Below are 25,655 nucleotides of genomic sequence, written 5' to 3'. Positions count from 1 at the left end.
TAAAGGACTTTTTATTGAAAAAAATAGAAGTAGAGCCCGTCTACATCGACGTTAAAGGACTTTTTATTGAAAAAAGTAGAAGTAGAGTTCGTCTACATCGAAGATAACGGATTTTTTATTGAAAAAAATAGAAGTAGAGCCCGTCTACATCGACGTTAACGGACTTTTTATTGAAAAAAGTAGAAGTAGAGTTCGTCTACATCGACGTTAAAGGACTTTTTATTGGGAAAAGTAGAAGTAGAGTGCGTCTACATTAGCCATTCCCATATTTATTTTAAAAAAACAAAAAAGAAGAGCCCACATCAGGACTCTTCTTCCAAAACAAACCCTACTCAATCTGCCCCAACAACTCATAAGCTTGCTCTTTCGTTTCAATCGCTAGCAACTTCTCTCTGTACTCGTCGTTCATCAGCTTACGAGAAAGCATTTGCAGAATCTTAAGATGTTCATTACCCGCTGCTTCTTCCGGCACCGCAATCATGAAAATTAACTTGGCAGGTGTGCCATCATACACTTTCCAGTCCACGCCATCGAGCTTCAGACCGAACACCACCGTTGGCTTTACAACCGCCTTCGATTATCCATGAGGAATCGGAATCGACATGCCGATTCCCGTAGTACTTTCTTTTTCACGATTTGAGATGGCCTTTTTAAATTTACGCTTGGATTTGATGCCCCCAAACTCATCAAATTTCTCAATCATTTCATCGATTACAGATTCTTTCGTGTTCCCTTTGACGTCTGTTTCAATAAGCTCTAAACTGATTAAATCTGTTAATTTCATCTATAATCACTCCACATTCTTTTTCAATGCATTTACCATAAGTGCTGTAACAACTACCCCAACAACAATCGCGACTAAGAACATGACGACATTATCCACTGCACCAAGTACGGCAACAATCAGTCCGCCGTGTGGAACGTGGTCGCTTACGTGGCTTAACATCGCAATAACTGCACCAGCCATAGAACCAACCATGATACTTGGAATAACGCGAAGTGGGTCTTTGGCTGCGAATGGAATCGCACCTTCCGTGATACCGAATAGACCCATGAAGAAGGCTGCTTTCCCTGCTTCTTTTTCTGCATCTTTATATTTTTTCTTGTTCATTAATGTAGCAAGACCCATACCAATTGGAGGGATACAGATCGCTGCTGCGATAGAACCCATAATCGCGTAGTTACCAGAAGCGATCATCGCTGAACCGAATAAGAAAGCTACTTTATTGACTGGACCACCCATGTCAAAGGAAATCATGGCCCCTAATAATAATGCTAATAAAATCGAACTTGTACCTTGCATTCCATTTAAGAAATCCGTTAATGCTGTAAACACGCCTGCAACTGGTTTACCAAGGATAAAGATAAAGACGGCTGATACAACAACACTTGCTAGAATTGGGATAATCAAGATTGGCATAATTGGCTGCACCATTTTTGGTACTATCCAGCTCTTGATCCATTTTGCTACATAACCTGCGATAAAACCGGCAATAATTCCTCCAAGGAATCCTGCGCCAGCTTCACTGCTATAAAATTCCCCGTGAGCTGCAATATATCCACCGACCATACCAGGGACTAATCCCGGACGGTCTGCAATACTCATCGCGATGAATCCGGCTAAAATGGGAACCATGAATCCGAATGATGCGGCACCAACGTTTAAGACAGAGTTCCAAATCGAATCTGGATCCACGACCATCCCTTTAGCAGTTGGATGACCGCCAAGACCTAACGCTAATGCGATTAAAATCCCGCCGACCACAACGAATGGAATCATGTACGATACACCGTTCATTAAGTGGCGGTAAAACGGGTTTTGTTTCTCTTTTCTTTCACTTTTGATTTGATCGACGGACTTCATGCTTTCTTGATGAACAGGAACGTCACCTGTTAACACCTGGTTGATCAATTCTTCGGGCTTGCGGATACCATCCTGTACACCCGTTACAAGCAGTTTTTTACCAACAAATCTTGCTGTATCAACGGTTTTATCTGCTGCGATGATAATGCCATCTGCTTCTTGAATTTCTTGTTCCGTTAGTTCATTTTCGACCCCGATGGACCCTTGAGTTTCGACCTTTATTTGATGTCCGAGCTTTTCGGCTGCCTTTTGTAAGTTTTCAGCTGCCATATACGTATGGGCAATGCCGTTTGGACATGAGGTAATCGCTACTAACTTCATGTATGCTTTCATCTCCTGTATGTAAGATTTTTTTAGAAAAATAATTTAAATAATGTCTATGTATTAGTTATACTACTGAAATCGTTCGCAAAAAGAATGAATGTTTACCGCAATATGCGGAAAAACCTGTTTTAATACGACAAAAACCGTCAAATTCTAAGGATTTGACGGTTTTTTTTATAGGTATTTGATAAACTCTTACAGAGTAAATAACGGACTGATTTTGTTTTGCTTCTATTTTAGAAATAGAGTATTCTTGTGAATGAGTTCAATTTTTTGTTTTTGCAAGAACTATTTATTTATCATAGGAGGATGGTTCGAATGCAATGGGGACAGACCCCTTTCGACAAAGCCTCCACATACGTGACTACATAGAGCAGGAGGAATTGATTACATGCAGCCGTTATTTTTGAAGCCTGTCTTTAAAGAGAGAATTTGGGGAGGAACAGCTCTAAAGCAAGAGTTTGGATATGAGATTCCATCCGAACATACAGGGGAGTGCTGGGCGATCTCCGCTCATCCGAATGGCCCTTCCGTTATTGAAAATGGAACATATGCAGGGATGACTCTTGATGAGCTATGGACGAAGCATCCGGAGCTTTTTGGAAATCCAAAGGAAGAAGTGTTTCCACTATTAACAAAGATTTTAGATGCAAATATGGATTTATCCGTACAGGTGCACCCAGATGATGCCTATGCCAAGATCAATGAAAATGGGGAGCTTGGAAAGACAGAATGCTGGTACATCATTGATTGTAAAGAAGATGCGGACATGATCTTCGGCCACAATGCGAAAACACGGGAAGAATTAGTAGAACAGATCAACGAAGGAAAATGGAATGATCTCCTTCGCCGTGTAAAAATCAAGCCAGGGGACTTTTTCTATGTACCGAGCGGCACGATTCACGCGTTGTGTGAAGGCACACTTGTGCTAGAAACACAGCAAAGTTCTGATACAACTTACCGAGTATACGATTATGACCGCCGTGATGCGGAAGGCAATTTACGTGAGCTTCATTTGGAAAAAGCGATTGAAGTAACGACTGTTCCGCACCAAGATGCAGAAACCGCACCTCGAGTGAAAGAGGAAGAGAACGCAACGGTAACTACTTTTGTCGAATCAGAGTTTTTCTCTGTTTACAAATTGGATGTCCACGGAAGAGCAAGCTTCTCCTTTGCAGATAAATACGTATTATTCAGCGTGATTAAAGGCGAAGGATCCCTTGTCCATCAAGGTGAGACGTATGCTTTGAAAAAAGGTACGCATTTTATCCACCCAGTAGGAGCAGGAGAAATCCAATTCGACGGCAACTGCCAACTCATCGTTTCACATACGTAAAAAAGAAAAGGGGACAGTCCCTCAGCGCTTTAAAGCGGCGGGGGACTGTCCCCTTTGTTATCTTAAAATAAAATTGACTTTTTAAAATATTCAGAATAAACTTTACCTATCGGATAGGTGGACAGTCGTATAGTAGAAAATGAGAGAGAAGGTGACCGTCTCATGAAAACTATCAAAAAAGTATCTATGCACGAAATGATAGCGGAAGAAATCAAGAAATACATAAATGATCATCAATTGAAAAAGGGGGATAAACTGCCGTCTGTAGCCGAGCTTACCAGCATTCTCGGTGTGAGCCGTTCGAGCATCCGAGAGGGCTTACGCTACCTTGAAGGGTTCGATTCCATTGAGGTACAAAACGGAAAAGGCATCTTCGTGAAAGAAGGAGACGCCTTAAAAATTGAAGCCATAATAGATGTTGAGCAGGAAAAGAACTATCTGCTCCACATAAGTGAGCTGCGGAGAGCACTAGAAGGAAAAGCCGTAGAGCTGGCGACACAAAGAGCAACCGATGAAGAAATCGAGGAAATGGACCAACTGATCACAGAAGTCATCCGCCTTCGAGATGAGGGAATCGATTCATCGGAGGTAGACTGGGAATTTCATAAGGCCATATATCGAGCCTCCCATAACCCCTTGCTAGAAAGTGTCGCCGAATCGGTGTCCGACACCTTTAATAAGCTTTGGAGCAGACCTTTTGGCATCGAGCATATTTTTAGTGATACCCTGCCATTCCACAGCACGATGCTCGACGGCATTAAACAGCGCGACCCTAATTATGCGCTGCAAGAGTTTAATAAAATCATAGATGCAGTCGAACACACCGTCCGCCGCATCTAGGCAGCCACCATACTAGGCCAACACGGTTCGGCACAAAACTAACGAAAGAAGGAATGAGAATGCCCAACAAATTTTTATCAGATGAACATATTGTCACGCATCTCGGTGACGAATATGACCGCTTCCACGGAGCCGTTGTTCCGCCCATCTATCAAAATTCTCTCTTTGTCTTTAAGGATTTTGACCAGCTCGCTGAAGCCATGAAGGACGAGCAAAATAGCTATCTCTACTGGCGGGGCACCAATCCAACCGTCCAAATCGTCGAGCAAAAAATCGCTGCTCTCGAAAAAGGCGAGAAGTGTAAGCTATTCTCCTCCGGGATGGCCGCCATTTCATCCGCCATCCTCACGTTTCTAAAAGCAGGCGATCACGTACTAAGCATCAGCAATATTTACGGTCCCACCACGAAGTTCTTCACCTATGCTGAAAAATTTGGTATCACTCACACTAACACACTTCAAACCGATCAAGACACCATCGAATCTCTCATCCAGCCCAACACCAAAGTCATCTACCTAGAAAGTCCAACCACTATGACCTTTAAGCTCGTTGACCTGAAGGCCATTGCCGACCTTGCCAAACAGCGCGGAATCAAAACGATTATTGATAATACTTGGGCCACTCCCATTTTTCAGAACCCTATTACTCTAGGAATCGATATCGTAGTCCATTCCGTTTCCAAATACTTAGGGGGTCATAGCGATCTCGTTGGCGGGGCGCTCATCACTAGCAAAGAAATCATGGACCATCTTTTCTATCACGAATATCAGCTGCTAGGTGGAGTCATGCCACCCTATGAAGCCTGGCTATTAATGCGCGGACTGCGCACCCTGCCACTACGAATGAAGTCCCATCAAGAAAGCGGGTTGAAAATTGCCACCTTTTTAGAAAATCATCCTTCTGTTAAAAAAGTAAACTATCCAGGCTTAAAGAGCTCTCCAGATTATGAACTCGGCACCAAGCAATTAAAAGGATATTCCGGTTTACTAAGCTTTGAACTCGCGAACAATTCCTTCGAGTCCGTTCGCAAGGTCATTAACAACCTGAAACAGTTTCAAATCGGAGTTTCCTGGGGTGGCTTTGAGAGTCTCGTTATCTCACCGAATTACGGCTATAACACGGAGCAACTGGTTGCCAGTGGCATGGATCCAGGCTTAATTCGACTATCTGTCGGGTTAGAAAACGTCAATGAACTGATGGAGGATCTCGACGTGGCATTTACTGCTACAATCACAAACGGTATAAAAGGCTGACCTTTTATATAAAAAAGAAAAACATTTCAGAGGGGGATAAAATTTGATGCTTCATCTCAAAAAAGGATTTTTGATGTTGGTGCTAGCCATGGTTTTCCTAGGTCTGCTTGCAGGCTGCAGCGGCTCCAAAGAAACAAGCTCTGAAGAAGGCGACGCAAAAGTCACACTACGAATGGTTGAGAGTATTACAAGCCCAGCAAGAACCAAGCTGTTGAAGAAGATGATCTCCAAGTTTGAAAAGGAAAATCCAGACATCAAAGTCGAGCTAATCTCCCCGCCATTAAAGAGCGCGGATGAAAAAATCACCCAAATGTTAATGGCAAAAGAGGATATCGATGTATTAGAGGTTCGCGAACAAACCGTTAAAAACTTCGCAAATAACAAGTTTATTGAAGACCTTTCCCGCTATACAAGCCAGTGGAAGGATTGGGACACGTTAACGGAAACCATCAAACATGGTGCAACAGCGGTTGACCACAATCCTTACTACATACCATATGGTGTGTATGAAAAAACGTTATTTTACAGAAAAGACTGGTTTGAAGAGGCTGGCATTAAAGTTCCAGAAACTTGGGATGAGCTAGTGGACGCAGCCATTAAATTGACGGACAAATCGAAGAATCGCTACGGCTACAGCTTTAGAGGCGGTGCCGGTGCAGCGGATTATATTGAATTTATGACATGGTCCTATCTTGGAAAAAATATCGTCCAGAATGATGCCTATTTTACACAAGAAGGAAAAACAATGTTTGAAACGCCTGAAGCGAAGCAAGTATTAGATACTTATTTAAAATTATACAAAGAAGCATCACCGCCGGATTCCGTAAGCTGGAGCTACCCGGAAATGGTTCAAGGCTTCACATCTGGCATGACAGCAATGTTAATTCAGGATCCCGAGGTTATTGTAACGGCTGAAGAGAATATGAAAAAAGGGACGTGGGCAACCGCTCCACTTCCAAAAGGTACGCCATCAGGTGTCGCTCAACAACCTGCCGGAACAGCTGGTTGGGGGATTGGAGCTTACTCGAAGCATAAGGATGAAGCTTGGAAGCTAGTTTCTTTCCTATCAAGCCCAGAGCAAAACCTATACTTTGCTAAAAATAATTCGTTAATTCCGATTCATTTAAGTGCAGGGGATGATCCATATTTCAAGGAAGGCTACTTCAGCTCGTATATCCAAATGAATGCAAAGCCAGAAGAGTTCTTGATTGCTGACCGCCCTGTTGAGTACAAGGGTTATGCAGAATACAGAGCGATGGCTGATAAAGATATTCAGGCTCTTCTTTTAGGAAAGCTATCGAAGGACGACGCATTAGCCAAGTGGTCTGATTTTTGGAAAAAGGAAAAAGCCAATAAAAAATAGCACCGGTTGGGGCAGTGGAGTTCTGCTGCCCCCTTATGTTTTAGAGAGGAGCGTATGACACTTGAAGACGCAAACTGAACCAGTTACCAATCGAAGCTTGCCAACGTTTTCGATCTCCAAGCATGGATTATTTATTTTCCTTAGCTTACTTCCTGCCTTATTGCTTGTCGCCGTTTTCATCTATTATCCATTATTCAAAGGGGTCATTATGGCCTTTCAAAATTACTCACTATTTGACTTAACGAACATCAAGTTCATCGGACTCGATAACTTTAAGACCGTCATGGCTGAGCCTGGATTTAAAGAGTCATTAGTGAATAGCTTCTATTGGGTGTTTTTTTCACTCATTCCCCAATTTGTGATTGGGTTTGTGGTTGCCTTGTTATTACGAAGAAAATTTCGAGGCAGAGGCGTGTACCAAGCGTTTATCTTCTTTCCATGGGCGATGTCCGGCTTCTTAATCGGGTTGATTTGGCGCTGGATGTTAAATGGGCAAAGCGGCGTGATTAATGATTTGTTGCTGAAGGCAGGTATCATTGATACCGCGATTCCTTTTTTAGCGGATCCCACCTGGGCGATGGTATCCGTCATTGTGGCCAACGTCTGGTACGGGATTACCTTCTTTGCCATCATGATTTTAGCGGCCTTGCAGTCGATTCCAGACGAGTTGTTTGAAGCGGCCAAGATTGACGGGGCTAACTATTTCCAGCAGCTGTTTAAGATTACTGTTCCGTATATTTTACCGACGCTAATTGTCACGACTTTATTGCGCGTGATTTGGATTTTAAACTTCCCTGATTTGATTTATTCGTTAACGAACGGCGGGCCTGCAGGATCCACTCATATTCTTTCGACTTTCATGCTGGAAAAATTAATCATGGGACAGAACTATGGACAGGCAGCTTCGATTGGTGTCATTATGATTTTCCTTTTATTGTGCTTTTCTATTTTTTATTTACTGGCAACGAAATTCAATAAAGCGGGTGATTTTTAATGACGAGGCTCATCAATTGGAAGCAGCTGTTTAAGGTGGTTTTTCTCTCCTTGTTCCTTGTCTTTACGGTGTTTCCGCTTTACTGGATTTTCATTACATCGCTAAAACCGGGAAAGGACATGTTTACCTTCCCGATTCATTATTGGCCGGAAACGATTACGTTTGAAAATTATATTGATATCTTTAAAATCTCTAATTTTGGTATTTATATCACAAATAGCTTGATTTTGTCCGTGGTTGCTGGGGTGTTCTCGCTTCTCATTGCGATGCTGAGCGGGTATGTGTTAGCCCGTTTTGAGTTTAAGGGGAAATCGCAAGTGATTTTTGCTTTTTTTATTACGCAAATGATCCCATTATTTATTGGGTTAGCGCCATTATATTTACTGATGTCCAAGCTTCAACTGCTCAATCGGTTACCAGCCCTTATGCTAATGTATACGGTCATGATGGTTCCTTTTTGTACGGTGATTATGAAGGGGTTTTTCGAGCGGATTCCATCCACTCTTGAGGAAGCGGCTATGATCGACGGGTGCTCGAGATTGACCGCGTTATTTAAAGTTATCATCCCCGTGATGCTGCCGGGGATTGCAGCGACTTTTATTTTCGCATTTGTGCAGTGCTGGAATGAGTTGTTCCTGGCGATTATGTTTATCGATAAGGAGGAAGCGAAGACGATTCCGGTTGCGATGAATTCTTTTATTACAAAGTATGATATCGACTGGGGATCCATGTCCGCCGCGACCGTCCTATCCGTCATCCCAACTCTCATCCTTTTCGCCTTTGCGCAAAAATACATCGTTGAAGGCATGACACAAGGTTCGGTCAAAGGGTGATGAATGCGGCCATCCGCTGATTGGAAGGTGTCATCCGCCAATTGGGAGAGGTTATGCGCTGATTGGAAGAGGTTATCCGCCAATTGGGCGGGTAGGCGCTGATTGGAAGGTGCCATCCGCCAATTGAGAGAGGTTATGCGCTAATTGGAAGTGGTTATCCGCTAATGGATGAGGTTATCCACTGATTGAGTGAGGCACTCTACATGCTTATCGCAAATAAAAGTGACTTATCCGCAAATAAAAACAGGTTATCCGCAAATAAATGTGGATTATTCGCAAATAAAAGCGAGTTATCCGCAAATAAAAGATGTTGCATCCACTTTTCAATGTGGATTATCCACAAATATCATGGGTTTCTCCACATAAAAAAGTGGATGACTCATAAGAAAACCGATTCATCCACAAGAAAGATCTACTATATCCCCAAAAAGGAGATAAAAATGGCTGAAAAAGGACGATATCCACTATTTATCACCAAGAAGGGAGACCACTTCATTAAGCGGCTGGGAACAGTCCCCCTGCGCTTTAACGCACTGGGGGACTGTCCCCACGCAATCTTTTAATGGCTTTTACCACCAAAACAGTATACCCAATGAGTAGTCCGTATCCAATCACAATAATCAGACCTGGTACATAGCCCGGTGTGGTCCCTGAATCGGTAGACATGCCTGCTAAAAAGAGTGGGGCGATTGGCAGCATGAGGACACCTGGTCCTGAACTCACCAATAGTAAAGCGCCTGGTGCAAGAGCAATCCAAGGCCAAATCGGCTTTTTCTTTTTCTCTGATCCAACGTCTAATTGCTCGGCTGTTTCCTCTCCATTTCCACCTATTAGTTCAGCTGATTTCTCCACGGCAGCTATTGGTTCAACGGTTCTCCCGCCCGAGCCAGCTACTGGCCCCGACGTTTTATTCCATACTTTATAGGTTTTTATGGCAACAAACGCTCTTTTCATTCCCCAACCAACCACAATGATGATACATAGCCCAATGACCATAAATAAAATCGAAAAGAAACTGATCTCATCCGGTTTCCATAATGGAATCGTCATCATTAAGAGCATCCCTGGTAAGGTAGTTAAAGCAAATATTCCTCCCCCAATTAAGACAAAATAAGCCCAAACTGGGTTTGTGATCTCTGTCTGTTTCATTACATATTCCCCTTAGAAATAATAGAAGGCCCATCTCGTATTATAAAATACTTAGATGGGAAAAAATAGTATATATATAAAATGATGGATGGAGGATCTCTACTATTATTATTAAAAGTGAATGATAAAGCATTCATAGTTCAAACTAACAAAAAGTACGTTGAACTGAGGAGAGATTTACATGCCTGAAGTACCAGCTTTAGCGTCATCCGAGATCGGAACATTATGGATGACCTATCAACAAAAGACGATGATTAAACATATGTTAGAGTACTTTATTGAAAAAGTAGATGACCATGAAGCTAAGAAAATCATGGCGGACTTATATGAGGAGATTAGTCCTTATATCGAACAGATCGTCCGTATTTTTCAAAGTGAAGGAATCCCTGTTCCAATCGGATTTACGGACAAAGATGTAAATAAAGAAGTCCCGAAGCTCTATGATAATGGTTTTGATATCATGTTTGTCCGAATGATTAAAGAAATCAGCATGGCGATGCACACCTTAAATATCACAATGTCCTATCGCGATGATATGATTCAACTCTATAAGAACCTCACAAGTATGACACAAAAATATTATCATCAATGTACTAAATACCTACTGGAAAAAGGGTTAATTCCCCGTTCGCCGTATGTTTCAACCACTAAGGAAGTGGAGTTTGTCAAAGATACCAACTATCTAGGTGGATTTAACCTATTTAGCGGGAAACGCTCTCTCAACACGGTGGAGCTGGCAAATATTTATCATGCCATCGAATCCAATGTGACGGGGATGCAATTGATTTACGGATTTGCCCAATGTGCGGAAAAAAAGGATGTGCGTAAATTTTTCACAAAGGGTGGAGAGATGGCAGCAGCCATCATAAAAGAGATGAGTGAGGTCCTATTAGAAAATAATATTCCTGTTCCGGCTACTGCTGGTGGGAATATCACTACTTCAACCCTTACGCCTTTCTCAGATAAAATCATGATGTACTGCGTCAGCCTGTTCTGTAGCTTTTCTTTAGGCGGTAACTCTGTCGGAACGGCATTTAGCTTACGAAATGACCTGCCGGCGAAGCTATCAATCTTCATGAAGGATATTTTCGAATATGCGCATGAAGGCGCGAAAATTATGATTAAGCACGGATGGATGGAGGAGCCGCCACAAACGGTGAAACCGAAATAAATGCAAGAGCCGGGAGAAGTGTGAATGCACTTCTCTTTTTTGTATAAAAAAATTAAATATTTTGTTAAAATTGCAACTTTTTGGTAATGTGAAACGTGGATTAGGTGAAAGGGGGATGGTTCGTGCAGCTTGAAGATGTATTTAAACAGAATCTAAATGATTTGTATCGATATTTATATTCCCTTTCGAAAGATCACTTTGTAGCGGAAGACCTCGTTCAGGAAGCTTTTTATAGAGCCTATGTGTCACTAGAAGATTATGAAATTAGGAATATTAGAGCTTGGCTATTTAAGGTTGCCTATCATGCATTCATCGATTTCCAAAGGAAAAATAAACGAGTCATTATTGAAGATGAAATGGATAAGCACGGTGGTGTCAGTCTGGCAACACCAGAGAAGACAATACTAGAAAAAGAATCGTTAAACCAATTGTTATGGGACATTAATAGCTTACAGGAAAATGAAAAGCACGCGGTACTCCTATGCGATCTGCATGATCTTCCGTATCAGGAAGCCGCAGATATTCTTGATTTAAAGTTAAATACATTAAAAAGCCACTTATTTAGAGGACGAAAAAAATTGGTAGACAAAGTGAAAAGAAGGGAATGTACAGATGAGCGATAACATGAATCCAAACGATGATGAACTCTATCAAAATTATATTAAAAATTCGAAACAGCAATATAAGACGAGTCAATTTCTTACTGAAGAAGATCAACGAACCATTTTTAACATGGGCAAAAATCACGCAAGACTAACGAATATTTTCATAAGTCTTGCCGTCCTGTTACTGATCATCCCAGTCATGACACTAATCACCTATTTTTATTACGCAATCGGAGGAAGGGCTGACAAGCTTATTGAGGTTGCTTCTAATACGATTTACTTAACGGAGCCTAATATCAATTTGGAAAAAATCAAAATTGAAGACGAGATTGGGTTATTTTCCATGCACATCCTGTTCGATGTTAATAAACGTATAGGAAAAGAGGATTATAAAGTAGGGGACTATGATATTTACTTCGCACTTGATCATCCAAATTTCCCTAAAAAGACGACCCTTTTAGACCGTCCGTTGCCTGAAATCCCGAGTGTAGAAACGGAAACATTGCTTCATCCAGAAGCGAAGATTCCTTATGATACGGGGGGAGAATGGGATATATTAAAAGGCCTTCCAGATGGAACGGTCGCAGAAGTGTATGTGTCGTTTTCCACATTGCATAAGCCGGAGGAGATCGAACAAATCATGCCAAAGGCAACAGAAGTACGCTGGTTAGCAGTGGATACGGGGCTAGAAGCTAAACAAGTTGACAAGGAGGGTGTACCAATCACTGCACTGGGCTATCCTGCCCAAGTTGATTCAACCATTTGGTCCCCTTTCAACGGTAGAGAACAAACCAATGAAGAAGTGTTCCTGGATATTCTTACACAACTTTCAAAGAATGAAGAAGTGGCAACAAAAGTAGCACGAGCCAAGTCGCTGGAATTAAAAGAACGGATTGCTTATTTAAAGAAACAGGGGATTCACGTATATGGCGCTGTAGTGACCGGACCAACGCCAGAACTTAGAAAATTAGAGCAGATGAAAGAGGTTAGGTCCGTTAAGGTAGGGGAGGTAAAGCTATGGAACTGGAAATAAAAAAGAAGTCCACACTCAGTAAATTGGTTGGGCTGGCTGGCATTCTTTCGTTCGTATGGGGGCTATTTTCACTTGCGATTCTTAATGCAGCCTTATTGTTAAAAACAGAAACCTTTCCTGATTTCTTTTTAGTGAAAAATCCAATGTTTGGCATCATTTTTGGTGTAATCGGACTATTTACGAGAAGGCGGCCAAGGCTGTATGCGTGGTGGGGATTGGGGATCAACGTATTTATTCTCCTATTTACATTTCTCATGTTTATGCTTGCCTGGACGATCAATGCGAAACCATAATTTACTGTAGGGTTAAAAGAAGAAGTAAGCTCCGCTATGGCTGCGAGCTTACTTCTTTTGCGATGTCATCACCAAAATTATTCAGGATAAAGGTTTCTTCCTCTGCTTTACTTAAGATTCCATAGGCCTGCCCGACGGTGCCGCCTTGGTATTGCCAGAAGTAGTTGTGAGCGTCATCGACTGCCGCAAAATTACCCGCCTTCCATTTTTCAAGAAGGGCCAGCAATTGGTCTTTTCGGTCAAAATCACGGTTGCTCACGATTTCATACACGCGATTAATGGTGTCAGGCACCATAGGAATGGCCCCCCATTTTTCTTCTGCCTTCACTTTTTGGTGCGTCATCTTATGCATCACTTCAATGACCTTATATTCGGAGCTGGTGTTGTCAATGCCGATATCGTATTGAACGCCGCCAATTTTATCTGTTTGTTCGCTGTCCTCATCCACAGTTTCATCCACAAGAGTTGGAGAATCATCCACAGCTTCCGCCTCTACTTTCTCTTGTTTACTTCCGGAAACGGCCTCGCTGTTGATTACTTTATTGGCTCCATAGATGCCGGCCAGTAATACCAGAAAAATAATGGACGGAATAATCCATACTTTCTTCACAACCATCCCCCTATGCCTGTTTTTCATATAATAAGAATGTAAAAAATGCGACTTCGAGAATTGTCCAGCTCCAGCGCCTAGCCCCTCGGGTCAAATAACCTTCAGCAATAAAAGTTAAAGAGCGACTTTTCTTGCTGAAGAACATTTGCCTGTCGGGGCTGACCAAGGAGCTTCCGCTTTTCTTACTTAATTTCCTTTTATTTTACATGTTTATAGTAAAAAAAGCTTGTAGGAAGTCTACAAGCTTTTTAAAAAACCGCTCTATTAAATAGTTTGTTGATTTCCGTTCCAGGCGCGAGCGGTCCGTGGGTGTTTCGGCGAGCCTCCTCGGCGCTTGCGCCTGCGGGGTCTCCCCTGAACCATACTCCCACAGGAGTCTTCGCGCCTTCCACTCCAATCAACAAGTGCTTTAAAATAGCTATTTGTTTAATACTTTCTGAATCACAAGGTTGGTTAGGTTTGGAACAACTTCTAGTGAGTAGGTCATTTCCATTCGTTCGAGCTTTTTGTGTGCATCTAAGCCGTATGGTCCGATGTTGATTACAGGTACATTGATGTCGCGGATGTCTTGGTAGTCAACAAAGAGCTTCGTGCCCCATCCAGGATTATTGCTGGTTTCGGCCTTAATGCCTGCTTCATCATCACTCAGCGCGACAAAACTCATATCCGAGATATACGGGAAGAAATTTCGCGTCACAATCGGATGTGGATAATGTGGCTGTATTTCCTCTACCGCTTCATCCAACGCATGGATCAAGTTCAATTCATCCTCTGTTTTTCCAGTCAATTCGATCCTAGGAGAATATAAGGATGAGTAAAATAGAATAATCGCAGGGCTCTTATCCTTCATCCAATTCCACGCTTCCTCCACCACTCTCGCAGCAAACATGCGCGTATCTAATTCCGTATTATTTAAAAGCTTCTCTTTAAACTTATCCATATGTGCCGTGAACGTTTCGCCGTTCTCAGAAACTAATAATTGCTCCATTTCCTCGTACGTCATGACCCTCGACTTCCAAGGGTGCTGGACATAAGGTTCACCGCTCAATGTACTGTACTGCTTATATCTATCTTCAAAAGAAGTCAGGGCATTGGTAAATGCAATATGGGCCTGTTCTCTTAATTTTTCAAGTACGTCCTTTGGAGACCAGGAATGGATAAAGAAATTGTAATACACATAAGCAGACAAAGCCGTTTGAACCGTATAGGATGGCTTTAAATCCATTTGCTTTAACGAAACAGGAGGCACGGTCGTCTCGCCAAACGCTTCGTTACAAAGCTCTGGATTGTAGTTGATTTGTCGAGTCAGTTCAGCCGTGATAAAGTTAGGATCGAGGCCTTCAAACGCTGAGCCTACATGCGTTTCTGCACCTGTAATAAAAAACGATGGCAACAGTTTTCCGACCGTTCCCTTATAGATATACCGATTGTCATCGCCTTCATAGCGCGGCGCCACGAAGTCAGCATTAATCGCAGCGGAATAGGAGAAACCATGTTCATTTTTCCAGCGTTTCAATGTTTTTAACGCAGAAAGAACACCGTGTGAGCTGTCTTCCTCATCACATTCTGCTAAAAGAACCAGGTTTCCGTCTAATTCCTCAGGGTGTTCCGAGTAATATTTTAAGAGATAAAGATGACTAGCAACTCCGCTTTTCATGTCAAGGACGCCACGACCAAACATCCAATCTCCCGACTGTAAATGTTTTTGTGCAGAAGCGGGCAGATCCTCTTTTTTCAAGGATTCCATTAGCTCCTCGGGATAGCAGGCCTGATCTTTTAAGTGAGTAAAATCATCAATTCCGACTGTGTCCGTATGACCCATTAGGATGACGGTTCGATTGCTCGTGCCCTTTGTTCCTTTGACAAACGCCAGCACATTATACCGCTCTTGATTGTCATTGTGGGTCTGTTCTAAAACCAGTTGGCCTGGATTTTCTGAAAAATAGGGCCATGAGGAAATCATTGCATATAAAGCCTGGGCAATGGCTTTTTCGCCATAAGTATTTACGACACTTTCAATGTTTACGAGCTGTTTCGTGAATGCCAATACATCTTCTCGACAGTGCAACATACGCCTAACCTTCTTTTCTAGTAATTTGGAAGTTTGGTATTTTAGAAAAATGTATCTCAAGAAAGAAAACCCGTCAAGGTTTTTCATTTGGATGTAAATTCCACTAAAAATATTATTGCATTTGTTAGAATACTTTTATATACTAAAAAAAGTTTCGTCAAACTAAATATAAAAATCCTCGTCTTTAAGCATTAGATGGGGTAGAGGTCGCGATTTTTATTAGTATCCTATGGGAGATTCAGTGAAATCTATGAAAATAGGAAAAAGGATTAATCGCCGAAGCTTCTGAAATCACTTTTTTCAGAAAGCTGGGTCTGCACTCGAATAGGGGCAGAACTGTCACAGTTCCTTGGAATTGTGGAGAACTATCTTCGCCAATGCTAATTGATGAGGGTGTATCGAACACCGTCATGCGCATATGTGACGGTGTTTTTTTATCAACTAGGGAGGTATATTTATGAAAAAGTTTGCAATTTTATTAGCTGCGGCGATGATGTTACTTTTATCAGCTTGTGGTACAGAGAAGGCTGACGGAGAAAAAGCAGCAAAAGCTAGCAGTGGCAAGAATGAATTAGTGAAAAAAGGTGCCTTAACGTTCTCTATGACTGGGCAATATCCGCCTTTAAACTTTAAGAAAGACGGTAAATTAACTGGATTTGACGTTGAAATCGGAACAGAAATTGCGAAGAGGATCGGCCTAGAAGCAAATCCTGTAACAAATCCATGGGAAACGATTATTCAAGGGTTAAAAGCGAAGAAATATGATGCAATCATCGGAAGTATGACGGCTACACCTGAGCGTGATAAGCAGGTTGACTTCACGAATCCATATTATCTATCTGGTGCACAGATTTTTGTTGCGGAAGGCAACACAGCTATTCAATCAAAGGATGACCTTAAGGGTAAGTCAATAGGCGTTATTCAAGCGAGCACATGGAAGGATATGGCCGAGGATCTATCTGATCAAGTGAAAGGCTATCCAACAGACGTCAACGCTCTTCAAGACTTGGCACTTGGGCGCTTGGATGCGGTGATCACTGACAAAATTGTTGGGGTAAGTGCGAAAAATGAAAAAGGTCTAAAAATCAAAGCAATCGGTGAATTGTTGAACGAAGACCGTGTAAGCGTAGCGGTTGCTGAAGGAAACAAAGAACTCGCTGACAAAATAAACGAGGCGATCCAGTCTATGATTGACGATGGTACGTATGAAAAAATCAGTATGAAATGGTTCAACACCAACGTAATGGAAAAGTAAGAAATTGTGTCGAAGGGGGACTGTCCCCCTTTGACAAATTAAGGAGGTAAGCCTCGTGGTTTTTTTAGATAATATTATTAGTATTTTTAGTGAGCATGGAATTGCTTTTTTGAAAGCTTCTTGGATGACGATCTCTATTACAGCAATCTCTTTATTATTTGCGATGGTGATTGGTATCATTTTTGCCGCCTTCAAAATCTCCACTAGTAAACTATTAAATCGCATTGCCGACATCTATATTGGGATTATTCGCGGAACCCCACTGATTGTTCAGATCATGTTCTTATATTATGGACTTGCCAACATCGTGAACTTGGATAGCTTCACGGCGGGGGCATTAGCACTGGGTGTTCATGCGGGCGCGTATATCGCAGAAATTTTTAGAGGAGCGGTTCAATCAATTGACCGCGGTCAGTTGGAAGCGGCCAGGTCGCTTGGAATGACCTATTCACTCGCGATGAGAAGGATTATTTTCCCACAGGCTTTCAAAAGATCAATTCCATCCCTTGCCAATCAGTTCATTATTGGCTTAAAGGATTCTTCGCTCGTTGCCTATATTGCGGTAACAGACCTTTACAACACGGCTCTTAGTGTACAAGGTGAAAACTATATGCCGTTTGAAACGTATTTTGTGGTTGGAATCTATTACCTAATTATCGTTCTTCTTTTCACATGGATTGCCAGCCGTTTGGAAAAGAAATTGGATGTTAGTAAGCCGAAGGAGGTACGTGTCGCATGATTGATGTTCGTAATCTATCAAAATCCTTTGGAAAGCTTGACGTGTTAAAAAATATTGATTTGCAAGTAAATGAACAAGAAGTGGTTGTACTGATTGGTGCCAGTGGTTCTGGAAAAAGTACATTGCTTCGCTGTTTAAACTTTTTAGAGGTGGCTGAGCAGGGAGAGGTTACGATTGATTCTGAAAAAATTGACCTCACCAAATCAAACTTGAATAAAGTGAGAGAAAAGGTAGGAATGGTGTTTCAGCATTTCAATCTTTTCCCGCATAAAACCGTGTTAGAAAACATAATTGAAGCCCCAATTTTTGTTAGAAAAGAAACGAAAGAAGCGGCTAGCGCAAAAGCGATGACCCTTTTGAAAAAGGTTGGCCTCGCCGAAAAGGCAAACTACTATCCGGAGCAGCTGTCTGGTGGACAAAAGCAGCGGGTGGCGATTGCAAGAGCGTTGGCAATGGAACCAAAAGTAATGCTGTTTGATGAGCCAACTTCGGCATTGGATCCTGAGCTAGTAGGGGAAGTGCTTCAGGTTATGAAGGACCTTGCTCGCGAAGGGATGACCATGGTTATCGTTACCCATGAAATGGGCTTTGCCCGAGAAGTGGCTGACCGTGTGATCATGCTGGCGGACGGCAATATAATAGAAGAAGGACATCCAAGCGAGATATTTGTGAACCCTCAGCATGAGCGGACACAGCGGTTCTTGAATCAAATCTTATAGGATCCCATTCAAAAATGACGTGTGAATTGCCACACGTCATTTTTCTGCTTATTAAAGTAAATGGTGCATTTCTTCAAGAAGGAGAAATGCACTTTAGTATTGAAGTAATGTTGTAGGTTGGTTCAACAAGATAAAAGAGGGAGTTGAAAAATGAAATTTAATAAAGAAGTAGTTAAAAACTTAGATCATGGATATGAAGATATAATAGAGTTATCCAGGAGTTGTAAATTTTCTGACTGTACTCATATAAACGAGATTGACTGTGAAGTTAAAAAGGCTATTTCTGAAGGTACTCTTCCAGAAGAAAGATTTAATAACTATTATAGTGATAAAAACGAAGCAGAATATGTTTCTAAACAAAAGAATAAAACTAAGGCTATCGATTACATGAAACAAAGGAAACTTTTTAAAAAGGTAAATAAATAGGAAGCTAGTCTTTTTAAGATTAGCTTCCTATTTTTCTTTAAAATTTATTTTTTTCAGCCGAATCCACCGTATGTTTCAAGAGCATGGAAATGGTAACAGGACCTACACCACCTGGGACAGGTGTGATGGCACTTGCAACCTCTAAACATGCCTCATAATCGATATCTCCAATATTCCCTTTGTTATATCCAGCATCTAGGACAACAGCACCTTCCTTCAGCCAGGACCCTTGAATAAACTTAGGCTTTCCTACCGCTGCCACAACAATATCCGCTTGTTTTATCAGATCAGGTAAGTTGGTCGTTTTGGAATGGCACGTTGTCACCGTCGCATTTTCATTAAGAAGTAAAGCCGAGACAGGCTTACCTAAGATCGGGCTTCTCCCTACAACAACTGCATGTTTCCCCTCGACTGGAATCTTATAATAGTTGATGATTTCCATAATCGCTGCTGGTGTACAGGAAGGGTACTTTCCAAACCCTAATGCAGTCTGGCCGTAACCTGCACTTGTCACCCCATCTACATCTTTTCGGATATCAATGGCTTCGAAAGCCAGGCGCTCATCGATGTGCGATGGAACCGGATGCTGCAGGAGAATCCCATGTACAGTTTCATCTTCGTTTAATTTTTGAATGGCTGCTAACAATTCTTCTGTCGTTGTTTCTTCAGGCAAATGAGCCCGAATCGAATGGATGCCTAATTTTTTACAAGCATTTCCTTTCATTCTTACGTATGTTTCTGAGGAAGGATCATTTCCTACTAAAATGGTGGCAAGGCACGGGATGATCCCAAATTCCTTAAGCGTTTCAATTCGTCCTTTTAATTTTTCTTTGATTTCTTTAGCTACAACAGTTCCATCTAAAATGATTTTTTCCATATTATCGCCTCCGAAAGAAAATAAAAAAGAGATAAGGAAATACATCCTTATCTCTGCCCAGACGACCCGACCATATAAGTACACAGCTTCCTTGTGGTTGTTTCCACAGATGTCGTCAGTTACTGTGACTGCTTTTGTTATATGAAAAAGATATCATATTAAGGATAAATGTCAACCGAAATAATAAACTAGAAAACATCATTCGATTTTGTATCAGAGTAGACGGAGATCAGTACTATCGCTTTTTCCTCACCCACATTTTTAACAAAGTGTGGGACGCTAGCGTTCCAACTAAAGGTATCCCCTTCCTCCAAGATGAACGAATCTTCCCCTTGTTCGGCAAGGACCTTCCCTTCTAACACTAAGTGGCTTTCCAAGCCTTCATGGGCATTAGCTTCACCCATGGATGCACCCGGAGGAAACTCGACCAACATCATGCGTAAGCCGCCTTGTGACGTTAAATGTTCAATTTTTAAGTTGTTATAGGTCGAATTTGTTCGTTCGGCCTTTTTGATGACGCGCATATGTTGCTTTTTTTCCAATAGTAAATAGGGTAACGGCACTCCAAGAAAAGTCGCTATTGTTTGCAGGGTGTTAATGGAAGGAGAGGTATTATTGTTTTCGACATTGCTGATAAAGCCCTTCGATAGTCCCGTTCCTTCACACATTTGCGCAATTGTTATTTTTTTTCTGTTTCGTATCGCGCGAATCTTTGATCCGATATCCACGTAAATCACCTCGAATGTTTCCTAATATAAAACTTAATTCTATCTTAGCAAAAAAACAGTTGACAATCCATAGTGTTTGGAGTTATCTTATAGATAATAATTATTCCTAATAGGAAACTAAATTTCGTCTAGTAGTTTTCTAATATGAATATATTATCTTTATAAAAAGTCACAAACCCCTTTATATAAAACTTTAAGGAGAGGATCGTATGCTTCCATCATTATTTATCGCTCACGGAGCACCGTTACTTGCAATTGAAAACAATGAGTACACTCAGTTTTTAAATCAGTTAGGCCGTACTCTGCCAAGACCAAAGGCAATTGTCTTATTTTCTGCCCACTGGGAGTCGAAAATGCAACAGGTGAGCAGTGTTGAAGATTACCGAACGATTTATGACTTTGGCGGATTTCCTGAAGCCTTGTACAAAATAGAATATCCAGCAAAGGGAAATCATGACATCACTAAAGAAATAACCGAACTATTCACTAGTCAAGGCGTTTCATATGAAGTTGATGCTTCGCGCGGGTTGGATCACGGTGCATGGGTTGTATTGAGAATGTTGTATCCAAATGCGGATATACCAGTGATTTCAATGTCGGTCAATCCAAATCTTTCACCTGCAGAACAGTATCAGATTGGAAAGTCCTTAGCAGATTTAAGAAAAAAAGATGTTTTAATCATTGCCAGTGGAGGAACGGTGCATAATCTCCGAGCGTTAAATTGGGATAAGGATCGCACCGGCGGAATTGATGACTGGGCACTCGCGTTTGATGAGTGGTTAGCCCGTCATCTGAAGAATTGGGATATAGAATCACTTTTCAACTATCAGTCGTTGGCTCCCACAGCAAACCTAGCAGTGCCACCATATGGAACAGAGCACTTCATTCCAATTTTTTATGCGCTTGGTGCAGCGGACAATGGAAAAAAAGCAGAATTACTGCACCGCAGCTACCGATATGGAAGCTTAAGCCATAGTGTATGGCAGTTTAATTAATTTTACAAAATACAGGAGGGATTTTTTATGAATAATAAATTTGAAGTCAGTACATTCATTTTACGAGTGGTTTTAGGGATTAGTTTTTTGATCCACGGGCTTACTAAGTTCCAAGGCGGAATAGAAAATATTGTTGGCTGGTTTGACAGTATCGGTTTACCAGGTGGACTGGCATATGTAGTGGCAGTGATTGAGTTGGTTGGTGGATTAGCATTAGTGCTTGGGTTAGGTTCAAGAGTCGTGTCTATTCTTTTATCCCTCGTCATGATTGGTGCCATAATTAAAGTAAAATTAGCTGTCGGATTTTTAGGAAATGGCCAAATGGCAGGTTATGAACTAGATTTAGCTTTCCTAGTGATGGCTGTAGTGATTGCAATTAATGACAGCCAATTGTTTGCCCTTGACCAAGTAATTTTTAATAAGCAATCAAATAAAAGTGGAAATCATAAAGCGGCATAAATAAAAAACCTGCTAGAAAAGTACTTATTCTAGCAGGTTTTTTTGATTAACTTAATTTGTAAAGCATTATTTTAATACTTTAACTTGATTATTGACCTCGCTAATAGCGCCTGCTACATCTTTCAATTCTTTAGTTTGCATTTCAATACTCGAATCTAACTCTTCCGTTTGTCTCAGTACATTTTCAACCTCTAATGCAATTTCTTGACCGTATTTTGCTTGTTCATTTATGGCTGTAGTCATTTGTTTAACGGTTTCTTTAATAGTTATGATATTCTGAACAATTTCATCTGAAGTTAGAGCTTGTTCACTCGTCGCATTCGTCACCGAGCTTGATTGTTTTGCGACATTTTCCACTGCCTCTACGATTGCTCGACCACCTTTTGCTTGTTCTGCTGTAGCAATAGATATTTGTATCACCTGATCCTTTGTATTTATGATTCCCTTTACAATTTCTTCAGCTGTGGTCACTTGTTCTTTTGTTGAATTAGTCATTTGAATGGTTTGCATTGTAACATTCTCAACAGCTTGGGTAATTAATTCACTATCTTTCTTTTGTTCTTCCGTTGCTTTAGCAATTTGGTTCATTTCCTCAGTTACTTGTGCTATACCCTCTGTGATTTTCTTGATTGCTCGATTTGTTTTATCCGCTAGCTCATTTCCGAGAGTTACTTTGTGAGCCCCTTCCTTTATTGAGGTCAGAGCAGAAGCAGTCTCCGACTGAATTCCATTTATTAAAAGTGCAATCTCTTTTGTTGCTTGAGCAGATCGTTCTGCTAATTTTTGCACTTCTAAAGCAACCACAGAAAATCCTTTACCATGTTCACCAGCTCGTGCAGCCTCAATTTCGGCATTCAGTGCTAATAGATTAGTTTGGTCAGCAATCTCATCAATAACTTCAATAATACTTCCTATTTCCTCTGAACTTTTTCCGAGCTTTTGCATTACATCACTTGCTTGGTTGATCACTCGCGAAATTTCTTTCAATCCATTCAATGTTTCGTTCAAGGATTTTGTCCCTTCAATTGCATCAGACTTAACTGAATGGCTCAACTTGTTTACTGTTTGGGCACTGGCAGCAACTTGTTTAATTGAATCAATCATTTCCTCAACCGTTTCAGAAGTTTGCTCCGCGGTATTTGTCAATCCAACTGCATTTTCGCTAACTCCTCTAATGGATCTGCTCATTTCTTCGATAGCTTCAGAAATATGTTCTACGTTCGCATTTACATTCTCGGCATTTCCAGCTACTTGCTCAATAGAAACCATCATTTCTTGTATGGCAGAAGAAGTTTCTTCGGCCGAAGATGAAAGTGTGTTTGCGCTTCCAGCTACCAAATTTATTGAAGCACTCATTTGTTCTATTGCTGCTGAGATTTCATCTACACCAGAGGCGGTTGTAGTGGTGTTTCCAGCAACCTGTTTAATAGAATCGACCAGTTCGCTTACAGAGTTATTTGCTTTGTTCATTGAGGCGTCTAATTCTTGAGCACTAATGGCTGTCTTATCAATTGACTTTTTAATTTCAGTAACGGAGGTAGTTGTAACCTCCACATTTTTCACGAGCCCTTTAACGGTTCGCGAAATGAGTTTTGTCGTAAGCAGGGCGATTAATGAGCTAAAAAGTGAAGCAATAACTGAAAGAACAAGGATCTCATAATTGAATCTATTAGAATCTTTATAGGCGTTATCAATAGTAACATTGGCATCCTCTTGAGCTGACTGATAGAGCTTTTCAAGTAGAGTATTATTCTTTTCGCTTATAAGACTCAATTTATTTACGTGTTTATGTACACTCTCATAATTATTTTGCCTTGATTCTTTATAGAATATAGGCAAGTTTCCGATATACTGTTCAAAATTTTTATTGAAATCGGCAATTAATTTTTCAGTTTGACTATTATAATTAAATTTCTTCATTTTTTCTAAATTCATTTTAGTATTTGCTATATCTTCATTAATAAGTTTTTCTATCTTTTCTTTTTCTTGGGCTTCATGGACAAATGCGTGCTTATTGGTATTTTGTACAATGCGGTTAAATTCTTCCTTTACGTTTGCTACTAAAATAATCTTAGGTACATCTGTTTTTCCAATTGTAATGGTTTGATCTCTAAGATGGTTTACATTGTTATAGGAAACATCTGTTATAACAATAAAAAATAAGATAATAATGATATAACTTCCCATTTGTTTTACATTCATTGACACTTTTCGAAACATACATTACTCTCCCTTTTAGTTGTTAATTTTTAGATTAATATATCTGTTCTAATATAGAAATTTCCAAATAAAGAAAATAGTTACTATATCAATATATTAGCTAAGAGGAGCAGGTTGTTATGATAAATGTCACACTTTATCTAAGGCTATAGTCACTTTTCTTTAAAGGAACATAGAAAATAAACAAAAAAAATAACCTACTAGACATGAAGAGTTTAGCGGGTTATTTTTCCTTTCTGACATATTAAGAATGTATAAAGTTCGACTTAGAGAATTGTCCAGCTCCAGCGCCTAGCCCCTCGGGTCAAATAACCTTCGGCAAGTAAAGTCAAAGAGCGACTTTTCTTGCCGAAGAACATTTGCCTGTCGGGGCTGATCAAGGCGCTTGCGCTTTTCTTAGTTCCTATTGAAATGTCTCTTTTTCAACCACTTGTGGAAGTGGTTTTTGCTTCTGAGTCATAAAGAAAAAGACGCCCACCAGCACGAGTACCCCTCCAGCAATTTGCCAAGGAACTAGCCTTTCATGTAATAAAATATAGGCTAAAATAGTTGACCCGACTGGCTCTCCTAAAATACTCATAGAAATCGTGGTGGCATTGACGTATTTTAACAGCCAGTTATTTATGACGTGACTTACGGTAGGTACGGTCGCAAGTAAAAGGAAGATTCCCCATTCCTTAGCTGGATAACCGCCGAAGTCCACACCTGTTGAAAAGTTATAAATCATTAAAACTACAGCCGCAGAGAAAAACACACAAAAGCTATAAAGCCAGTGGGATATTTTTTTCACGATAGTTTGGCCGATTAAGAGGTAGCCTACAACGGAGATGACACTTAAAAAGGAAAGAACATCCCCCATAATGGCATCCTCGCTCAACCCGAAATCTCCCCAGCCAATCATAATGGCGCCAATAATCGCAATTCCCATTGTCATTAAGGCGGATAAGGTCGTTCGCTCTCTAAAAAGTAAAAAGCCCCCGACTAACGATACAATTGGCTGCAAGGCAAGAATAATCGTTGAACTGGCAACAGTTGTTAACTTAAGAGATCCAAACCAAAGGACAAAATGTAAGGCTAAAAATGAGCCTGAAAAAAATAAAAAGAACCAATCTTTCTTTTCTATTTTATTAAATTCATGCCGGTGTTTCCAAACGATTGGGAGCATTAAAATACTCGCAAATAACATCCGATACATACTCAAAACTGAGGCTGGTGCGTCTGACCATTTGACAAAGATAGCTGAAAACGAGATGGCTATAATGGAAATGGTAAGCGGCAAGGCAATGGACCTTGAAGCTTCTTCCTGTTTCATGTTCTCCCCCTAATACGATGCCTGCTATCAGGTCATTTACTCTTTATTTATGCTTTAGCAAACTAAACTATTTTATATTATACTAGCGTTTCACCATGGGCTCAACTAGGGGATATTCCCAACGGCATATCCTCTCTTTTTCCCAAAATAAAAAAAGGATTCTAGCTTGGGCTAGAATCCTTAATC

At 40.9% G+C, this 25,655-nt stretch carries 23 protein-coding genes, 1 pseudogene and 2 riboswitches; of the genes and pseudogenes, 16 read left to right on the top strand and 8 right to left on the bottom strand.

Annotated elements, in window-relative coordinates; genetic code table 11:
* Window positions 1–328: 328 nt before the first annotated feature.
* A pseudogene (locus tag AC3A54_RS16385) lies at window positions 329–2,185 on the bottom strand (fructose-specific PTS transporter subunit EIIC).
* A 394-nt stretch (window positions 2,186–2,579) separates the two neighbouring features.
* Between AC3A54_RS16385 and manA the strand changes: the two are divergent.
* The 6 genes from manA (at window position 2,580) to AC3A54_RS16355 (ending at window position 8,807) form a co-directional block, all read left to right on the top strand.
* Window positions 2,580–3,524 carry a mannose-6-phosphate isomerase, class I gene (gene manA, locus AC3A54_RS16380; protein WP_487655264.1) on the top strand — a complete coding sequence of 315 codons (945 nt, stop codon included), beginning with the start codon at window positions 2,580–2,582 and terminating at the stop codon, window positions 3,522–3,524.
* A gap of 162 nt (window positions 3,525–3,686) precedes the next feature.
* A complete protein-coding gene (locus tag AC3A54_RS16375; RefSeq protein WP_487655263.1) occupies window positions 3,687–4,364 on the top strand; it encodes a FadR/GntR family transcriptional regulator in 678 nt (225 codons plus the stop codon).
* Window positions 4,365–4,423: 59 nt separating this feature from the next.
* Window positions 4,424–5,617 (top strand): trans-sulfuration enzyme family protein, encoded by a 1,194-nt coding sequence (locus tag AC3A54_RS16370; RefSeq protein ID WP_487655262.1) that lies wholly within the window; start codon window positions 4,424–4,426, stop codon window positions 5,615–5,617.
* Between the two features lie 46 nt (window positions 5,618–5,663).
* A complete protein-coding gene (locus AC3A54_RS16365) occupies window positions 5,664–6,980 on the top strand; it encodes an ABC transporter substrate-binding protein (RefSeq protein ID WP_487655261.1) in 1,317 nt (438 codons plus the stop codon).
* 61 nt (window positions 6,981–7,041) lie between these two features.
* The gene (locus tag AC3A54_RS16360; protein ID WP_487655260.1) at window positions 7,042–7,974 is read left to right on the top strand and encodes a carbohydrate ABC transporter permease; all 933 of its coding nucleotides are present in this window, start codon (window positions 7,042–7,044) and stop codon (window positions 7,972–7,974) included.
* Window positions 7,974–8,807 carry a carbohydrate ABC transporter permease gene (locus AC3A54_RS16355; protein WP_487655259.1) on the top strand — a complete coding sequence of 278 codons (834 nt, stop codon included), beginning with the start codon at window positions 7,974–7,976 and terminating at the stop codon, window positions 8,805–8,807. The genes AC3A54_RS16360 and AC3A54_RS16355 overlap by 1 nt, the downstream gene beginning before the upstream one ends.
* Window positions 8,808–9,332: 525 nt before the next feature.
* On the opposite strand, the gene AC3A54_RS16350 is transcribed toward AC3A54_RS16355, so the two are convergent.
* Entirely contained in the window at window positions 9,333–9,956 is a 624-nt protein-coding gene (locus AC3A54_RS16350) for a hypothetical protein (RefSeq protein WP_487655258.1), read from the bottom strand.
* Window positions 9,957–10,137: 181 nt separating this feature from the next.
* On the opposite strand from AC3A54_RS16350, the gene AC3A54_RS16345 reads away from it, so the two are divergent.
* From AC3A54_RS16345 to AC3A54_RS16330, 4 genes are all read left to right on the top strand, one after another.
* Window positions 10,138–11,127 (top strand): DUF3231 family protein, encoded by a 990-nt coding sequence (locus AC3A54_RS16345; RefSeq protein ID WP_487655257.1) that lies wholly within the window; start codon window positions 10,138–10,140, stop codon window positions 11,125–11,127.
* 122 nt (window positions 11,128–11,249) lie between these two features.
* Window positions 11,250–11,750: a sigma-70 family RNA polymerase sigma factor gene (locus tag AC3A54_RS16340; RefSeq protein WP_487655256.1), complete on the top strand. Its 501-nt coding sequence runs from the start codon at window positions 11,250–11,252 to the stop codon at window positions 11,748–11,750.
* Window positions 11,740–12,765 carry an anti-sigma factor gene (locus AC3A54_RS16335; protein ID WP_487655255.1) on the top strand — a complete coding sequence of 342 codons (1,026 nt, stop codon included), beginning with the start codon at window positions 11,740–11,742 and terminating at the stop codon, window positions 12,763–12,765. The genes AC3A54_RS16340 and AC3A54_RS16335 overlap by 11 nt, the downstream gene beginning before the upstream one ends.
* Complete coding sequence (locus AC3A54_RS16330) at window positions 12,750–13,058, top strand: hypothetical protein (RefSeq protein ID WP_487655254.1); 309 nt, start codon at window positions 12,750–12,752, stop codon at window positions 13,056–13,058. Before AC3A54_RS16335 ends, AC3A54_RS16330 begins: the two co-directional genes overlap by 16 nt.
* Window positions 13,059–13,092: 34 nt before the next feature.
* Here the strand turns inward: AC3A54_RS16330 and AC3A54_RS16325 are convergent, their stop codons facing one another.
* Together AC3A54_RS16325 and AC3A54_RS16320 are read right to left on the bottom strand one after the other, a co-directional pair.
* Entirely contained in the window at window positions 13,093–13,668 is a 576-nt protein-coding gene (locus tag AC3A54_RS16325; protein WP_487655253.1) for a DUF6241 domain-containing protein, read from the bottom strand.
* Between the two features lie 418 nt (window positions 13,669–14,086).
* A complete protein-coding gene (locus AC3A54_RS16320) occupies window positions 14,087–15,739 on the bottom strand; it encodes a M20/M25/M40 family metallo-hydrolase (RefSeq protein ID WP_487655252.1) in 1,653 nt (550 codons plus the stop codon).
* Window positions 15,740–15,932: 193 nt separating this feature from the next.
* Window positions 15,933–16,115, top strand: a riboswitch (Lysine riboswitch).
* Window positions 16,116–16,196: 81 nt separating this feature from the next.
* On the opposite strand from AC3A54_RS16320, the gene AC3A54_RS16315 reads away from it, so the two are divergent.
* From AC3A54_RS16315 to AC3A54_RS16300, 4 genes are all read left to right on the top strand, one after another.
* A complete protein-coding gene (locus AC3A54_RS16315) occupies window positions 16,197–16,994 on the top strand; it encodes an ABC transporter substrate-binding protein (RefSeq protein WP_487655251.1) in 798 nt (265 codons plus the stop codon).
* A gap of 55 nt (window positions 16,995–17,049) precedes the next feature.
* Entirely contained in the window at window positions 17,050–17,733 is a 684-nt protein-coding gene (locus tag AC3A54_RS16310; protein WP_487655250.1) for an amino acid ABC transporter permease, read from the top strand.
* The gene (locus tag AC3A54_RS16305) at window positions 17,730–18,452 is read left to right on the top strand and encodes an amino acid ABC transporter ATP-binding protein (protein WP_487655249.1); all 723 of its coding nucleotides are present in this window, start codon (window positions 17,730–17,732) and stop codon (window positions 18,450–18,452) included. Before AC3A54_RS16310 ends, AC3A54_RS16305 begins: the two co-directional genes overlap by 4 nt.
* A 150-nt stretch (window positions 18,453–18,602) precedes the next feature.
* Window positions 18,603–18,878 carry a hypothetical protein gene (locus tag AC3A54_RS16300; RefSeq protein ID WP_487655248.1) on the top strand — a complete coding sequence of 92 codons (276 nt, stop codon included), beginning with the start codon at window positions 18,603–18,605 and terminating at the stop codon, window positions 18,876–18,878.
* Between the two features lie 37 nt (window positions 18,879–18,915).
* Here AC3A54_RS16300 and AC3A54_RS16295 read toward each other — a convergent pair whose 3' ends face one another.
* On the bottom strand, window positions 18,916–19,755 hold the full coding sequence (locus AC3A54_RS16295; RefSeq protein WP_487655247.1) for a bifunctional 5,10-methylenetetrahydrofolate dehydrogenase/5,10-methenyltetrahydrofolate cyclohydrolase: 840 nt from the start codon (window positions 19,753–19,755) through the stop codon (window positions 18,916–18,918).
* Window positions 19,756–19,803: 48 nt separating this feature from the next.
* A riboswitch (ZMP/ZTP riboswitch) is annotated at window positions 19,804–19,888 on the bottom strand.
* A 55-nt stretch (window positions 19,889–19,943) separates the two neighbouring features.
* Entirely contained in the window at window positions 19,944–20,483 is a 540-nt protein-coding gene (locus AC3A54_RS16290) for a helix-turn-helix domain-containing protein (RefSeq protein WP_335545553.1), read from the bottom strand.
* 209 nt (window positions 20,484–20,692) lie between these two features.
* Between AC3A54_RS16290 and AC3A54_RS16285 the strand changes: the two genes are divergently transcribed.
* Window positions 20,693–21,478 carry a dioxygenase family protein gene (locus AC3A54_RS16285; RefSeq protein ID WP_487655246.1) on the top strand — a complete coding sequence of 262 codons (786 nt, stop codon included), beginning with the start codon at window positions 20,693–20,695 and terminating at the stop codon, window positions 21,476–21,478.
* 27 nt (window positions 21,479–21,505) lie between these two features.
* Complete coding sequence (locus AC3A54_RS16280) at window positions 21,506–21,937, top strand: DoxX family protein (RefSeq protein WP_487655245.1); 432 nt, start codon at window positions 21,506–21,508, stop codon at window positions 21,935–21,937.
* Window positions 21,938–22,003: 66 nt separating this feature from the next.
* On the opposite strand, the gene AC3A54_RS16275 is transcribed toward AC3A54_RS16280, so the two are convergent.
* The gene (locus AC3A54_RS16275) at window positions 22,004–24,157 is read right to left on the bottom strand and encodes a methyl-accepting chemotaxis protein (RefSeq protein ID WP_487655244.1); all 2,154 of its coding nucleotides are present in this window, start codon (window positions 24,155–24,157) and stop codon (window positions 22,004–22,006) included.
* A 403-nt stretch (window positions 24,158–24,560) separates the two neighbouring features.
* Window positions 24,561–25,469: a DMT family transporter gene (locus AC3A54_RS16270; RefSeq protein ID WP_487655243.1), complete on the bottom strand. Its 909-nt coding sequence runs from the start codon at window positions 25,467–25,469 to the stop codon at window positions 24,561–24,563.
* Window positions 25,470–25,655 lie beyond the last annotated feature (186 nt).

The organism is Neobacillus sp. Soil_C_43, assembly GCF_057656715.1.
Note: the sequence above shows the minus strand (reverse complement) of the source record. Positions and strands in the feature narration are given on the sequence as shown.